This is a genomic window from Mucilaginibacter flavidus (genome assembly GCF_024055575.1).
Classification (GTDB): domain Bacteria; phylum Bacteroidota; class Bacteroidia; order Sphingobacteriales; family Sphingobacteriaceae; genus Mucilaginibacter; species Mucilaginibacter flavidus.
Genome location: NZ_JAMXOE010000011.1, coordinates 1 through 16,363, shown reverse-complemented (window position 1 = coordinate 16,363; position 16,363 = coordinate 1). Strand labels below are relative to the sequence as shown.

The following is a 16,363-nucleotide window of genomic DNA, read 5'->3' as shown; positions in this document are numbered from 1 at the left end:
GCTAAGGTTGAACAGTTTTTTGGGGGGTAGTTTTATTGCAATCATTGGCGCAGACGCAAGCCTGGCCAACGCATTTATTGAGGCTCCACAAATCAAGACTTTTGATTGTTTGGTCGGCTATTTCCTGCAGCGCTTCATTGGTTAAAAGCGGCCCGCCGGGCGGATAGTTTGGAATATTTGCTATTTTTATACCGTGACCGGTCAATGCTGTCTTATCAACGTGGCCGGTGCCGGCAGACCTGGTAACGATAAATTGAATGCCCAGGGCAGCCAACTGTTCAGCCACCGGTGCTGATAAGTCATCATCTTCAGTAACAATAACTGCGTTTTTTCCTTCGGCGTAAACAGCCGTATCAATTCCTAGAGGATTGGAAATAAGCGTTATATCGTGCTTTTTCTGATTAGCTTTCGCCAGGTATTCTTTTTCAAAGGGCTTAACACTAAAGGCTACAGCTTTCATCCATTATAATATTTATAAGAACAAAGCTACCGTTATACCAAACCACAGAGTATGAGCGATGTCAGCCCAAAAAGTGATCTGTGTCAGTTTTTCATTTTAGCAAGCTTTTCGGGATTAATGACAGTAATCAGGCTTCCTTTCTTGTCAATTAATCCTTCGTCTTTAAAATCCGACAGCGTACGGCTAACCGTTTCGGTGGCCATGCCAGCCATTGCAGCCAAATCCTCGCGGGTAATTTTAAAACCTTCGGCGCCGCCAGGCTGCTGTTTGTAAAGCCGCATCATAGCCTCGGCCATCCGTTTTCGTACCGAGTGGTAAGCCAATTGTAACAACTGATCCTCTTTTTCCCTTATATTATTTGCTAAAATTTTGATGAACTCGCGGGCCACCTCGGGGTACAGGTTAAGCAATTGCTCCAACTGGTCTTTAGGTATAAGGCACAGGGTGCTATCTTCAAGGGCAGTAGCCGTATCTGAATATGGTTCGTTTGACAGGAGGGCATTTACACCCAGGTAATCGTCATCATTAAAAATACCGGTCATTAGTTCGCGCCCATCCTCTGCCAGCTTTATAGTTTTTACTTTGCCGGTAACAACAAGGTAAAGGCCGTTGCCTTTATCACCATCGTAGTAAATAACCTGGTTTTTTTTAAACTGGCGGGCCTTACGTTCACTTATAATTTTCTTCAGTTCATTAAACCCGTCGTTTTTAGCTATCAGGTTATTTAAACGGTCTAATGATTTGCTATAGAAATTTTGCTGCAATTCCTTTTTCTTCAGCCTGCTTTCAATGGCATTTAATAAGTCCATGTCATCAAAAGGCTTGGTAAGGTAATCATCAGCGCCCATTTCCATTCCCTTTCGTAAGTCCAGGCGTTCAGCTTTCGCAGTTAAAAATATGAAAGGAGTGGCGGCTGTCGCCGGGTTTTTGTTCAGCATATACAATACACCATAGCCGTCGAGTTCGGGCATCATTATATCGCACAAAATAATATCCGGCAAATTTTTCAGGGCCAGGTCAACCCCGGTTTTACCGTTGTCGGCCTCAAATACTGCGTAGCCGGCTAACTCAAGAATTTCAACCACATTTTCGCGGATGTCGTTATTATCCTCAATTATTAATACTTTCTTGCTCATGATATCGGAAATGTAATAGTGAATAAGGTCCCCTGGTTAATATCGCTTCTAAATTCAATTTGCCCGTTCATCAGGCTGGTATAACGCGCCACAATGTTTAAGCCCAAACCGGTGCCCGGGATGTTGCCTGTGTTGTGCGCTCTAAAAAAGGCTTCAAATAAATGTTTTTGGTCGGTATCAGGTATGCCAATACCATTGTCCTTAATGGTAATAATGCATTGTTGCCCGGTTACTTCGGTATTAAATTCAATAAATGTATTTTCACCCGAGTATTTAATGGCGTTGGCTATAAGGTTTATTACACAGTTTTTAAGCAGGTTAGGGTCAAGGTTTATTATGCCGCTGGTGCCTGTGTGCTGGTAAATAATATTTTGGTTTTGTTTGGCCACCATCTGCATTTCTTCAGTTATCTCTTCCGATAGCTTAACAACATCAAAATACGTAAATGCCGGCTGCACCTTCCCTGCTTCCAGTTTTTCGAGTGAAAGAAAATCGTTGAGAATAGTGGTTAAATTGCCAACGGCATTCTTAATCTTTGCAACGTGTTTCCGGATGTTTTCGTTTTCAAAAGGCAGCGCGTATTTTTCAATAAGCGATGCCGATAATTGAATAGCGCTCAATGGCGTTCGGAATTCGTGCGATGCCATTGACACAAAACGGCTCTTCAATTGGCCGAGTTCCTTTTCTTTTACAAGCGAAAAACTAACTTCTTCTTTCGCCAGCTGCAGTTCCTGTACGGTCTCCTTGAGCGAATGCGTACGCGTTTCGACGAGATCTTCCAAATGGGCAGCATATTCCTTTAGTTGGTATTCTGCCTCTTTCTCCCGGCTCAAATCATGGATAAAACCCGCGTAAATTTTCCTGCCTGTAAACGGCACATCGCTAACCGCAAGCCTAAAAGGAAATATTGTGCCATCCTTCCTTAACCCGGTTACCTCCCTGCCCATACCAATTATGTGTGGCTCGTTGGTTCGCTGATAACGATGAATATATTCGTCGTGCTGGCTTTTATAGGGCTGAGGCATCAAGGTCGAAATGTTTTGACCTATCACTTCTTCGGGCGTACACAAAAACAGCTTACATGCCGCCGGATTAATGGATTCAACAATGCCGTGACCGTCAATAGTAATTATCCCATCAATGGCGTTGTCAATTATCGCTTTTAGCAGGGCGGCGTTTTCCATGTACTCGTTTAGCATTTATTTACAGTCATGCGGGTTCGTGATATTTGTCACAAATATCACTGATGGCATCCTAATCAAATATAACCCTTTTCATGCAAAAATGTGATCGTCGTCATTTTTTGTACAACACGGCCTCAAAGTATAAAGGCAACTGCCATCATAAAGCACCCGCGTAATCTGACAACAAACAACCAATTTGCTGATTTGTGTCATATTTTATACGCTTTAATTTAAAAAACTTTACGCTGTTATAAATCGCCAATGCCCCACAAAACACATGCGTATAAACTGTCGTTATGAATAATTCAGAAATTCAATTTTTAGATGGGCCGCAATCAAGACTCAAAGAGCTAAAGTTTACTTTTCAAACCATGCGCGAACTTATCCACGGGTTCCGGGCGTTGCATTTTATAGGCCCTTGTATAACGGTCTTCGGTTCGGCCAGGTTTAAAGATGGTCATCCTTACTACGAACTCACCCGCAAAGCATCTGCCGAATTTGCAAAACTTGGATTTACCATCCTTACCGGCGGGGGGCCTGGTTTAATGGAAGCTGCAAACCGCGGCGCCCGCGATGTTGGAGGCCGTTCGGTTGGTTGTAATATTCAATTACCGGTTGAGCAGCGCCCAAACCCATACCTCGACAAATGGGTTTACATGCAGCACTTTTTTTTACGCAAAGTATTACTGGTAAAATATTCGTTTGCATTTATAGTGATGCCCGGCGGGTATGGCACGCTCGACGAATATTTTGAAGCGCTTACGCTGATACAAACTCATAAAATTAAAGATTTCCCGATTATCATATTTGGCAAAGATTACCATAAGGAACTGTTGGAGCATATTGAAACCATGAAAAAGGACGGTACAATAAATGAGACCGATTCGCATCTTTACCTGGTAACAGACGATATTCAAGAAGCCGTAAATTTGATAAAGGAAAAAAGCATTAAACAGTATGGTCTAAAGCCCAGGCCCAAATCAAAGCCTACCTGGTGGTTATTTGAGCACCGGTAAGCAGCCCGGGCAAACAAACTTGTACCACGAGCTGCCACGGCATTGGGTGACGACGATCACTTATTGGCGTGACAGTCGTCATTTTATGCCGCCCGATTATTTCGAATTTAGCAGTCTGTAATATTATTACCATTTAATACAAGCTGAAAATACACCCGTTATGCAGGCAACAATTACCAATCCCGACCGCACGCTCCAATATTATGTGATTGCCCGTAAATGGTTATCAGACCTGGAGTTTTTTAAAATAGAAACCGCATACCTGCACCGGCTGATGGATGATTACATTGTGCGCTTGCAGGATGCTGAACATATCCACCGGCTTATTGAGGTTGGCAAGGAACTGAAAAAACTGGAACAAATGGAAATAAACAACATGCTGGCCAATCAAATAACGCAATTGGAACTGATGGCTGAAGACGTGATCCCTGAAGACTCTGAATCACTTGCAGCTACACAGGTTCAGTTGGAATATTTTATCACCAACCTTAACCACCAATTCCGTAAAGTAAAGCAAGAATTGTTCAGGCTGGTGCTTGACGTTAAGCATAAATACAAAATTATAGCCAACTAAATCTCACCCAGTAATACCTAATAGTAAAAGCGCACATAACCCGGCGCTTTTTTCTTTCATATAATTTTAATTGACCTGTTGTAACGGAGCCCGCAGCTTGCAATTGTTTCTTTTGTGTGGTTTTAGTATTATTTAATTATTTTGCGAAACTTAAAACCAACATATGGCAATTACACCTTCCATCAGTGCCCCGGTCACTAAAAAACCTGCTGTAAGTCCTATAGTTATCATAGGCGCATTATTTTTTATTTTCGGATTTATTACCTGGCTCAATTCCGTGCTTATTCCCTATTTGAAAATAGCATGCCAGCTAAATAACTTCCAGTCGTATTTTGTGGCCACCGCTTTTTATGTGGCCTGCCTGGTGATGGCAAAGCCATCGGCCTGGGTGCTCAAGCTTTTTGGCTTTAAAAACGGCATGTCGGCCGGGCTGGTAATTATGGCCATTGGCGCAATAATATTTATCCCGGCAGCAATCACCAGGGTTTATTCAATTTTCCTGTTGGGGCTTTTTATACAGGGTAGCGGCATGGCCATATTACAAACCGCAGCAAACCCATACATTACAATAGTTGGCCCGGCCGAAAGTGCTGCAAAGCGCATAAGCATTATGGGTATTTGTAACAAGATGGCCGGTGTATTGGCTCCTATTGCCCTGGGCGCAGTGGTATTAAAAAATATCGACGCATTTACCACCAACCTTGCCAAATTAAATCCGGCACAAAAAACTGCTGAATTAAATGAGCTGGCATCGAGGGTGATATTACCTTATATACTAATTGTAATTGTGCTGCTTATATTGGCCGTATTAATTTATTTCTCGGGCCTCCCCGAAATTGATACCGACCACGAGGACGAAACCGTTGCTGCAGCCAACAGCGGCAAAACAAGCATATTCCAGTTCCCACATTTAATAATAGGGGTTATTGCCCTGTTTTTCTATGTTGGCGCCGAAGTAATAGCAGGCGACTCTATCATCAGCTACGGAGCATCGCAACATATACCCTTATCCACAGCTAAGTTTTTTACATCCTTCACTCTGAGTTCCATGGTTGCCGGGTATATTATCGGCATTATTTGTATTCCGCGCTATATCACGCAACAAAAGGCACTGGTTGTATCTGCCATTTTAGGTATTATTTTTACCATCGCGGCATTACTCACTCACCAATATGCTTCAGTATTTTGCATCGCCCTATTGGGGCTTGCTAACTCGCTGATGTGGCCCGCAATATGGCCGTTGGCGCTAGCAGGTTTGGGTCGATATACTAAAATAGGCTCATCCATGCTGATAATGGGTATTGCCGGCGCTGCAGTTTTCCCACCCTTATATGGTTTTTCTGTCGACCATTTTAAGGCAAGTATGGGCCAGGCAGATGCAGCGCACATGTCGTACCTTATTTTACTGCCGCTTTACCTGTTTATTTTTTATTTTGCTGCTTACAAGTACAAAAAAAGAAAGCATGTTAGTGCATAATTTATAAATCAAACTGTTACAAATAATAAAAGCCCCGGAATACGGGGCCTTTTGCGTTTGGTAACGTCACCTCTATTTTCCCTGAGGGTATACAAACGAGGTGTTTTCTTCCTTCGTTTTTATAGGCCTTACCTCAATCGTGCAATGTTTGTTATCATGTTTTTTTCTCAGCGGGTTCAACAATTCGTCGCTCCAACAAAAAATTTTGCTATTTATAATCAATCACTTATAATTATGCTAAATTTAAAATGACTTTGTATAGCCACGGTTTTAGCCGGTATGTGTAATGATGAAATTTATATTTAGTTTACTAATATCCGTTTTACCGTACATGCTTTTGGCCCAGTCATTTACGCCAAATCCTGATTGGCGTTTCGAAAATTTCAACAGTCAAAATCATTTTATCAGCCGTGGAATTGCCGACATTGCCCTTGACAAACACGGCTATGTATGGTCGTGCAGCGGCGGAGTGCAACGTTTCGATGGTTACAAAACCACGGATTATAACAGTTTTGACCAGGCAAACAGTGGCCTGCGTGGCAATTACACCAGTCTAAAGGCTGATAATACTGGTAAAATATGGGTTTGTTCGTTAGGGATATGCAATTACGATGATGCCAGCGGTAAGTTTATCTATATAAAAACCGACCCCAAACATCATATAGCGAGCGTTAACTCTTATTGCCTGCAAAAAAACAATCTCTGGTTTGCCTGCGATTACGGATTGGCAAAGCTTGACCTTAAAACATTGAAAATATCATATACAGCGCTTAAAAATGTAACAGATCCTTTGTGCTCCTATCTGCTTGATGATAATACTGTATTACTGTCGAGCCGCGAAAAATTTTACATCTACAACATCGCAACAGATACTTATAAAACCAATACGCTGATTTATAACCATACACTTATTAAAACCTTTTCGATAATTAAAACGGGCAATCAGATTTTCCTGGGTACGTCTGACGGGCTATTTTCATACAACAATTTGACAGACCTTGAACCGGTAAGCAATGGAGTAAAAGATGCGGCCATAAACGACTTGGTTTTTTTGCCGCAGGACAAGGAAGAGAAGTATCTTTTTATGGCAACAGAGGGAAAGGGTATTGTTGTTTACAATACGGCTTTAAAAAAGGTTGAATTTACTTACATGCACTATGACAGCAACCCTTACAGCGTCCCCAGCAATATAATAACCAAATTTTATGTTGATAAAACCTGCCGGCTATGGCTAAGCACATCAATTGGTATAAGTATGCTTGATGTGGTAAATCAGCAGTTAAAAATGCGCTTTTTGAATAAAAGCAATAGTGATGAGTTAGGCATAAACAAAATTGCAAAGGATAAATATGACAGCACAAAAGTGTGGATGTCATCATACAACCAGGGGTTGATTTGCGTGAATTGGGAAACAAAAAAAATTGAAAGGGCATTTGACGCAAATCCCGCCATAAAGCGGATAAATGATTTTGTGCAGCTATCAAAAAGCAGGTTTTTGCTGGCGACAAAAAAAGCGATAGTCGAATGGGATGTAAATAACGGTATTCAGTCTCAACAAAAGCTGCCCGTACCCGACTCAATTGCGCTGGTTTGCAACATCAGGAAAATTATTACGGCAGGTGACAACGTTTGTTTTATTACTACTGATAAGGGCCTTTTTAAATATGAACTGGGCTCACGGCATTTTAAATTGGTTACCGCGAACAATCTAACTGACAAATCATACACCCGGCTTAAATTTATATTGTTAAATGGGTTTTATGATAAGGGTATTGTTTGGGCAGCATCAAGGGACGGGCTTTTTAGTTACAATACCACCACAAATAAAACGGTTAACTATCGAGGAAAGGGGGAAAAACCGGATTATTTTTTCTTTGACATAGCCCCCGTGCCCGGCAATCAAATAGTTTGTGCCGCAGGCAGTGGTATAAATATTTTTAATACAGAAACCAAACAGTTCACAATAGTAAACTCCTTAGCCGGGCTGCACAGGCCTGGCTGCGAAAACGTTATCTGCATAAACAACATGATTTGGGCCGGTACCGAGGCCGGTATATTAAATTATGATTTAAAAACGCACACTTCTTCGAGGGCCGAACACGAAACCTCGATGATGCAGATTTACCCAAGTTCTTCATTTGCCGTTTTAGGCAAGGATATTATTTTCGGGTTCGGCAATGGCTATGCCTATTTTACGCAGGATTTAAAGAACAACCTTGCCCCATCCGACCCGGTAATCGAAAAAATTGATGTGAACAACCAGCCGGTGTTTCTTCCATATCCTTCACAAAAAGATGCCGGGAGTTTGACTTTTACCCATTCAAACAATTCAGTCAATATAGCATTTACATCGTTTTTATATTCAGACCCCGACCATATAAATTTCCGTTACAGGCTTAGTGGCGCCGGTAACAGGTGGCAATATGCTAACGAGCAGCGCAATGCCAACTACACGCAACTGCCACCCGGCGACTATACCTTTTTTGTACAATGCGGCAATAAAAATGGTGTGTGGAATAACCATCTTGCTTCTTTCAGTTTTATCATTACGCCACCTTATTGGGAAACCTGGTGGTTCAGGGTATTAGTTATACTTGTCATTGCATTTGGTTTATACCAGCTGTACCGGTATAAAATAAAACACATACTGGCAATTGAACGGATACGTGAACGGATCGCTTCCGATTTCCATGACGACATCGGCTCAGCGCTAAGCAGTATTTCAATTTTTAGTGATGTGGCGGATAAGCAGCTGCAACAAAAATTGCCGCCTGAGCAAACACGCGAGGTGATAGGACATATTTCGCACCACTCGCAGACAATGCTTGAGGCGATGGACGATATTATTTGGGCCGTAAACCCTCAAAACGATCACTTTAACGATTTGGCAGTGCGCATGCGCGAGTTTGCCATACCCTTGCTTGAAGCAAGCAACATCAATTTTTATATAGATATACAGGAAGATATACTAAGCGCACGTGTTAAAATGGAAGCCCGCAAAAACATCTTCATGATTTTTAAGGAGTGTATCAACAATATACTTAAACATGCTGAATGCACGGCCATTAAAATAACAGTAACCAGGCTGAATAATCACCTTGAATTAACCATAAGCGACAATGGCAAAGGCTTTGATATTAATGCAAAAAGCAACCGCAACGGGCTTAAAAATATAAAGAAGCGTGCTGCTGAAATTGACGGCGTTATTGAAGTTATTTCGGAGCCGGACAAGGGCACAGTTACCAGGCTGGTAGTCAATATCATATAGACATATGATTGAACGATGAATTAAGCAAAGTTATATTTACCCATTAATTATTTACAATTTGGACATCAGGGTTTCGGTATTTGATGATAACAATGCATTGCGGGATGGTTTATTTTACCTTATCTCTGCTACGCCCGGCTTCACTGTTTCGGGTGTTTATCCTGATTGCAATAATGTGCTGGAGCATTTGCGAAACGACCCAACTGACGTAATATTGATGGATATTGATATGCCGGGTCTTAACGGCATTGAAGCTACCGCCCTCATAAAAAGCCATCACCCGGAAATTAATGTCCTCATCCTTACATCGTACGATGACAGTGTAAAAATCTTTGATGCGCTGCAATCCGGCGCTACCGGTTACCTGCTTAAAAAAACCACGCCTGCCAAAATAATGGAGGCTATTACCGAAGTAAGCCAGGGTGGCGCCCCTATGAATGCCAGCATAGCCCGCAGGGTACTTGAGTTTTTTAGCGAGAAGAAAAACATCGTCGAAAATGGATATGACTTGTCAACGCGAGAGAAAGATGTTCTTGGCTGCCTTGTAAAAGGCGACAGCTATAAAATGATTGCGGCCAATTGCTTTATAAGCATGGGCACAGTTTGCACGCACATCAGCAATATTTATAAAAAACTACATGTTAACTCAAAATCCGAAGCGGTTGCTAAAGCTATCCGCGAGCATTTGGTTAACGATACGATGTAAACTCTGTCCGGTGCAGGCAAGTTATGGTTAACCATCTCTCTATTTTACCTCGTTAACAATGCCTGAACGGATAAGCTTGCGATAGTATTTTTTTAACCCTTCTAAATCGGTCAGGGTGCTGCCCTTTTTCAGTTTTACGTTATTTATAAGTAGCAAAGGCTTTTTCACCTTACCCAAAAAACCAAATTGAATGGTTTCAATTGTATCCTTTCCAGCGTTTAAAACAACGTTTTTCATCAGGTAATAGTCGGCCCTGCCAGATTCGTGCTGCGTCGTATCAGGCTCTACGGTAAAGCCTATTGCCTTAAACTTTGCCAACGCTTCGTCCTCACTTACTTTTAACCGGTATGATTTACCTATATGGATATCGCCTCCTGGTTGCATATAAAAACTGACGGGCGGCGAGGTAGCCATAAATACCACTGCGGCCGGCGTAGCAATTAAACAGGCAGCAAAAGCAGGCGAAATGCGGCCTATCCGGTAACTATCAATCCGCCCTATCAAATACCAGGCTAAAGGCAGAATTAACAGGGCAACAAAATCGCTGTAATCAATCGTCCTGGTAATTGGAATAAGGGCAACTTTATTGTAGGCATGGATAAAATTTTCGGAAATGGGCAATTTCCAAAAAACAAATAACGCACCTGTTATTATAACCGAAACCCGCGAAATGCGCGGGAATAAGAATTGCAGGAACATGGGGAAAATCAGTAACCCCGCAAAGTCAGATATTTTCCCTGTGATCCAGTTGCCGAATGTCCATTTAAGGTATTGATCGTTGAGCGCCAATACTGTCAGCCCGACAATAAAAACCCAATTGAAGATAAGGGCACGGTTACGGGTTGTTTGAAATTGTTTAACCATAGTTGTGTAAGGGATTGATTGAATTAACCGGAAAGTCATTCTGTTTCTCCGGAAATAATGGTACTAAAACTGCCTGAATTAAAAAAAATTATACCGATGCTGTTTTTTAACAAATAAGTAAATGTCCGAATTCAGGTCCTCTTCAAAATCATAAGCTCATATGATTGATGAGCACCCGTAATTTACTGATTTTCACCCCTTAAATAGCAACTAACGTTTCAGCCTGTAAAGGGTCCGTTAGCCATTTTCATCTTATTAAACCAAAAATCTACCTATCAGCACATTCAATACAATTTTAAATTAAAATCATCACCTCACCAATACTAAAATAGTACCATGAAAACACCTTTACTTATCAAAAAAAATCATTTCAGCAAAGCTACGCCTCTCGGCTATTTAAAGCTTGTAGCTTTTGCTTTATTGCTTTGCCTGAGTTATAAACTTTACGCAGCAGTAAAACCCGCGCTTAAATATTCGGGATACCATAAAACCAGGAGAAAAACGGGTAAATCAGACGCTTTTACGGCACCTGTTATCAGTTATAGCAGCCCACATACCTATATCATCGGTAACGCAATAGCAACACTGTCGCCGCAAAGTTCAGGCGTCGATCCGCTGGGCTATAGTAGTGGCCTGGTGAGTGCGGCAACCGGTTTTGGCGCCATACGTGGCGTATGTACCGACGCAACAGGGAATGTTTATATCGCCGATTTTTCAAATAGTGTAGTAAAGGAAATACCCGTGGGTGGTGGAGCGGCAGTTACTATTGGCTCGGGTTTTTTGAACCCAACCGGCGTTGCAGTTGACGGCGCCGGAAATATTTATGTAGCAGATTATGGGCATAGCCTTGTAAAAAAGGTACCTGTTGGCGGTGGCGCGCCTGTTAGTATCGGCACCGGCTTCGGTAACCCGTATGGTGTGGCAGCAGATGCAGCCGGCAATGTTTTTGTGGCGGATTATAACCACGGTGCAGTAAAAAAGATAAATGCAGTTGGTGGTGCCACTGTAGTTGTTGGCTCAGGCTTTACTAACCCGGCAGGTGTTGCTGTAGACGCAGCGGGCAATGTTTATGTGGCTGATTATACCGCAAGCAATATAAAAAAGATTCCCGTTGGCGGCGGTGCGCCGGTTCTAATCGGTACCGGATTTAGCAGCCCATATGGCGTTGCGGTTGACAATACAGGGAATGTTTTTGTAGCCGATTACAGCCATGATGCCGTAAAAGAAATTTTAGTAAACGGGGGCGCTACCATTACTTTAAACAGCGGTTTTAACACGGTAACGGGTGTTGCCGTCGACGGCGCCGGCAACGTGTTTGTTGCCGATTATGCCAGCGGAACCTTAAATGAAATTAAACCGGTGGGCGGCTATTATATTAACCCTGCACTCCCTGCCGGCTTAACTTTTGATAATGCCACGGGTAACATCACCGGGACACCAACGGCCATAACCCCGGCGACAAGCTATTTTGTATCTGCATACAACAGCACAGGCAGTAGCTCAACCGCGTTTAGCATTCAAATTAATGCGTTGAGCTTAAGTTACACAAACCCTCCGGCATATGTGTCTGGGGTGGCAATCCCCTCATTGGCGCCAACAAGTGCCGGGGTAGCAGCGCTCGCTTACAGCAGCACTACAGTAACCTTAGGCTCGGGCTTCAGCACCTCGCGTGGTGTAGCTGTGGATATATTTGGCAATGTTTACATGGCCGATTTTGCCAACAACCTGGTAAAGAAGATACCAGTCGGTGGCGGCGCACCGGTTACTATAGGTTCCGGGTTTAGTGGGCCCGACGGCGTAGCTGTTGACGCCGCCGGTAATGTTTATGTATCTGACTATGGCAATAACGCCATAAAGAAAATCCCTTTTGGAAGTAATACCCCTATTATAATAAGCGCGGGCATCGTCCATCCTTACGCCGTCGCGGTTGATGCAGCAGGTAACGTATACGCGTCCGATAACGGCAATAATGCAATAAAGGAGATATACCCAAATGGCGGAGGAACTGTTGGACTGGGTAGCATTACCAATCCCCTAGGTATCGCGGTAGATGCGTTTGGTAACGTATTTGTTGGGGATGGTAGTACCAATACCGTGAAAAAGTTTGCTGCTGGCGGAGGCGGTGCTAATGTTATAGTCGCCAGTAGTTTTAGTTCCCCATACGGTGTAGCAGTAGATCCTGCCGGTAATGTTTTTGTGGCTGATGCGGGAAATAATGCAATTAAAAGGTTCCCTGCAGCCGGTGGTGGCGGAACTATAATCGGTTCAGGCTTCAACCTTCCAACCGGGGTGGCTACCGATGCTTTCGGAAATGTATTTGTGGCCGATTACAACAGCGCTGCCGTTAAACAAATTAAACCTACAGGCGGATATTATATTGGTAAAACCTTACCTGGGGGGTTAAGTTTCGACAATGCTACGGGTATTATCAGCGGCCTGCCCACGGTTACAGGAAGTCCGGTGACAAACTATCCGGTAACAGCGTACAACGCAGGCGGCAGCAACTCAACCAACGTTAATATTTCGGTAAGCGGACTTAACATAACGTACAACTCACCTCAAACTTTTTCAGTAGGTACCGCTGTAACGCCGGTTGTGCCGGTAAATAATGGGGTTGCGGTAGCAGGTTATAGCAGCACGCCGGTTATAGCGCACGCTTTCACTAAACCATATGGTGTATCTGCCGACAATGTGGGTGTTTTATATGTAACCTCACAATCAAACTTCCAGATCACTAAGATCCCGCTGGTTGGCGCAAATGTCGCTCTTGGTTCTGGGTTACTGCAGCCTCAAAATGCAGTTGTTGACGCATTGGGTAACGTATACGTAGCAGACTACGGCAACAATGCAGTAAAAAAGATACCCGTTGGCGGTGGAGCGCCGGTAACGTTAGGCTCGGGGTTCCTTAGCCCTACGGGTGTAGCAGTTGATAAATTAGGAAATGTATATGTTGTAGACCAGGGACACAACGCGGTGAAAGAAATCCCGGTGGGCGGCGGAGCGCCGATAAATCTGGGCTCTGGCTTTAATTTTCCTTACGATATAACGGTTGATGCTTTTGGTAATGTATATGCATCTGATTACGGGAATGGATTGGTAAAGAAAATCCCTGCAGGTAATGGCACCCAGGTCACAATAGGCTCTGGGATAACAAGCCCGTACGGCTTGACTGTTGATAATTCAGGCAATGTATTTGTCACCGATAGAAACAATAACTTTTTAAAAGAAATACCTTCAAATGGGGGCCCGGTTATTACAATTGGTTCCGGATTAAGCCTTCCATATGATGTAGCTGTTGACGGCGCCGGAATTTTATATGTTGCGGATTGGGGTAACAATGCGATTAAAACAATTAAACCTGTTGGAGGATATTATATAAGTCCTTCGTTACCGGCCGGCTTAAATTTTGATAATAATACGGGTGCTATTAGCGGCACACCAACCGTTGCAACCCCTGCTACCGACTATGTTATCACCGGGTATAATACAGCAACTTCTACCAGTTCAATTGTAAATATTAAGGTAAACCAGTTCCCGCCACCAACAATAAACTATGCCGGGCCGCAGGTTTATACTGTTAATGTTGCGGTTCCGCAGCTCACGCCAACCAGCACCAATGTATCAGCCTTTGCTTATACAGGCACTCCGGTTGCTGTTGGGTCGGGCTTCGTAACCCCACTGGGTGTAGCGGTTGATGCCTCAGGCAATATTTATGTAGCAGATACAGGTAATGGCCTTGTAAAAAAGGTCCCGGCTGCAGGTGGCAGCCCAGTAGTTATAGGCAGTGGCATAAACAATCCTATTGGTGTGGCGGTTGATACCCTTGGTAATGTTTTTGTAGCCGATAATGGTAATGGCAAAGTATACAAAATACCGGTTGGCGGTGGCGCCACTGTTGCTATAGGGCCAGCCTTCCCCGATCCTATTGCTGTTGCCGTGGACCCGGCTGGCAATGTGCTGGTTGCCGATGCTGTAAACAATACTGTAACAAAAATACCCGTGGGCGGTGGTGCCCCGGTAATATTAGGCTCGGGGTTTGTGTCGCCAGCCGGCCTGGCTATTGATGCAGCCGGAAATATATACGTTGGTGACAATGGCAATAATGCTGTAAAAAAAATACCGGTTGGCGGCGGCGCCCCGGTTTCAATAGGTTCTGGTTTCAGTGGGCCATCGGGCGTGGCGGTTGATGCCGCAGGCAATGTTTTTGTAGGCGATTTTAACAATAGCGCAGTAAAAATGATCCCTGCCGGCGGCGGAGCCACAATCTCAATAGGCTCCGGTTTCAATCATACTTTTGGCGTGGCGGCAGATGGCTTGGGTAACGTTTATGTTGCCGATAATTTAAACGGCGCTGTTAAAAAGATCATGCCTGTTGGGGGGTTTTTCATAACGCCATTTTTACCTGCCGGGTTAAATCTCAATAATAATACAGGTGCCATCAGCGGCACCCCAAAGGCAGGCAGCCCGGCCACAAACTATACGGTTACCGGGTATAATGCCAGCGCATCGAACAATACAACTGTTAATTTAAAGGTTAATCTGATACTCCCGCCGACATTAAGTTACGGGGGTGCTAAAACATTTCATTCAGGTGTTACTATTGCACCGTTGACGCCAGTAAGTAATGGGGTTGGCGCTACTGGTTATGGGAGCAACACTACCGATGTAGGCTCCGGGTTTGCAAACCCTATTAATGTAGCAACAGATGCCCTTGGGAATATTTATGTTGCCGACCGTGGCAATAATACCGTAAAAAAAGTTCCGGCGGGCGGTGGTGCGCCCATAAGTATAGGGACTGGCTTTACCCTTCCAAGCGGTGTGGCGGTTGACGGCGCCGGAAATGTGTATGTAGCTGATTTTGGAAATCATGCAATAAAAGAGATCCTTGCGGCCGACGGCTCTACAGTAATTATTGGTTCTGGTTTTAATTCGCCATATGGCGTAGCTGTTGATGCAGCGGGCAATGTTTACGTAAGCGATCAGAATAACAATATTGTTAAAAAGATCCCTGCAGGAGGTGGCGCAACCGTTAATGTTGCTTTTAATGTAAACCTTGGTGCAAGTTTGGCCTGCGATGCTATAGGGAACGTTTATGTAGCCGATGAAGGTAACAGCGCAATAAAGAAAATTCCGTTTGATGGCAGCCCGGTAGTTACTTTAAAAGCAGGCCTTAATCAACCATACGGCGTAGCCGTTGATGGTGCAGGAAACGTGTTTATTGCTGCTTTGGGCGACAAAGCAATATACGAGATGCCTGTTGGCAGTAATTCGCTTATTAGTATAGGCTCTGGTTTTGCAGGACCAACCGGGGTAGCGGTTGATGGAGCGGGCAACGTTTTCGCTGCTGAGTTTGGCAGCGGCAAGGTTAAACAAATTACCCCGGTTGGTGGCTTTTATATAAATGCCCTACCTGCGGGACTAACATTTGACGGCGTAACCGGCACCATTAGCGGTTCCCCAATTATAGTTAGCCCAGCGAGCGGTTATACTGTAACGGCATATAATGTGGGGGGTAGTAACACCGCAATGGTAAATATTACAGTGAACCCGGGCGTTCCAAACATCAGCTACACAACACCCCACACATATTTAACCGGAAGCCCGATAGCCGCACTATCGCCCACCAATACCGGCGGTGCGGTGCCGGCAACAATTTACAGCCAGGTTACTACACTAGC

10 protein-coding genes are annotated in these 16,363 nt (G+C 43.8%); 6 read left to right on the top strand and 4 right to left on the bottom strand.

Annotated elements, in window-relative coordinates:
* Nucleotide 1: 1 nt before the first annotated feature.
* From NAF19_RS16490 to NAF19_RS16480, 3 genes are all read right to left on the bottom strand, one after another.
* Nucleotides 2-460: a Rossmann-fold NAD(P)-binding domain-containing protein gene (locus NAF19_RS16490; protein WP_252791201.1), complete on the bottom strand. Its 459-nt coding sequence runs from the start codon at nt 458-460 to the stop codon at nt 2-4.
* 83 nt (nt 461-543) lie between these two features.
* Entirely contained in the window at nt 544-1,596 is a 1,053-nt protein-coding gene (locus tag NAF19_RS16485) for a response regulator (RefSeq protein WP_252791199.1), read from the bottom strand.
* Complete coding sequence (locus NAF19_RS16480; RefSeq protein WP_252791463.1) at nt 1,593-2,780, bottom strand: PAS domain-containing sensor histidine kinase; 1,188 nt, start codon at nt 2,778-2,780, stop codon at nt 1,593-1,595. The genes NAF19_RS16485 and NAF19_RS16480 overlap by 4 nt, the downstream gene beginning before the upstream one ends.
* 296 nt (nt 2,781-3,076) lie before the next feature.
* Here NAF19_RS16480 and NAF19_RS16475 point away from each other — a divergent pair, with 296 nt between their 5' ends.
* From NAF19_RS16475 to NAF19_RS16455, 5 genes are all read left to right on the top strand, one after another.
* The gene (locus NAF19_RS16475; protein WP_252791198.1) at nt 3,077-3,796 is read left to right on the top strand and encodes an LOG family protein; all 720 of its coding nucleotides are present in this window, start codon (nt 3,077-3,079) and stop codon (nt 3,794-3,796) included.
* A gap of 160 nt (nt 3,797-3,956) precedes the next feature.
* A complete protein-coding gene (locus NAF19_RS16470) occupies nt 3,957-4,370 on the top strand; it encodes a hypothetical protein (protein ID WP_252791196.1) in 414 nt (137 codons plus the stop codon).
* A gap of 163 nt (nt 4,371-4,533) precedes the next feature.
* Nucleotides 4,534-5,847, top strand: a complete 1,314-nt coding sequence (locus NAF19_RS16465) for a sugar MFS transporter (protein WP_252791193.1) — start codon at nt 4,534-4,536, stop codon at nt 5,845-5,847.
* Nucleotides 5,848-6,178: 331 nt separating this feature from the next.
* A complete protein-coding gene (locus NAF19_RS16460; RefSeq protein ID WP_252791192.1) occupies nt 6,179-9,115 on the top strand; it encodes a sensor histidine kinase in 2,937 nt (978 codons plus the stop codon).
* Between the two features lie 58 nt (nt 9,116-9,173).
* A complete protein-coding gene (locus NAF19_RS16455; protein ID WP_252791190.1) occupies nt 9,174-9,821 on the top strand; it encodes a response regulator transcription factor in 648 nt (215 codons plus the stop codon).
* 39 nt (nt 9,822-9,860) lie between these two features.
* Here NAF19_RS16455 and NAF19_RS16450 read toward each other — a convergent pair whose 3' ends face one another.
* Nucleotides 9,861-10,685 (bottom strand): hypothetical protein, encoded by an 825-nt coding sequence (locus NAF19_RS16450; protein WP_252791188.1) that lies wholly within the window; start codon nt 10,683-10,685, stop codon nt 9,861-9,863.
* Between the two features lie 336 nt (nt 10,686-11,021).
* Here NAF19_RS16450 and NAF19_RS16445 point away from each other — a divergent pair.
* Nucleotides 11,022-16,363 (top strand): putative Ig domain-containing protein (locus NAF19_RS16445; protein WP_252791186.1); only part of this gene is annotated, 5,342 nt, incomplete at its 3' end.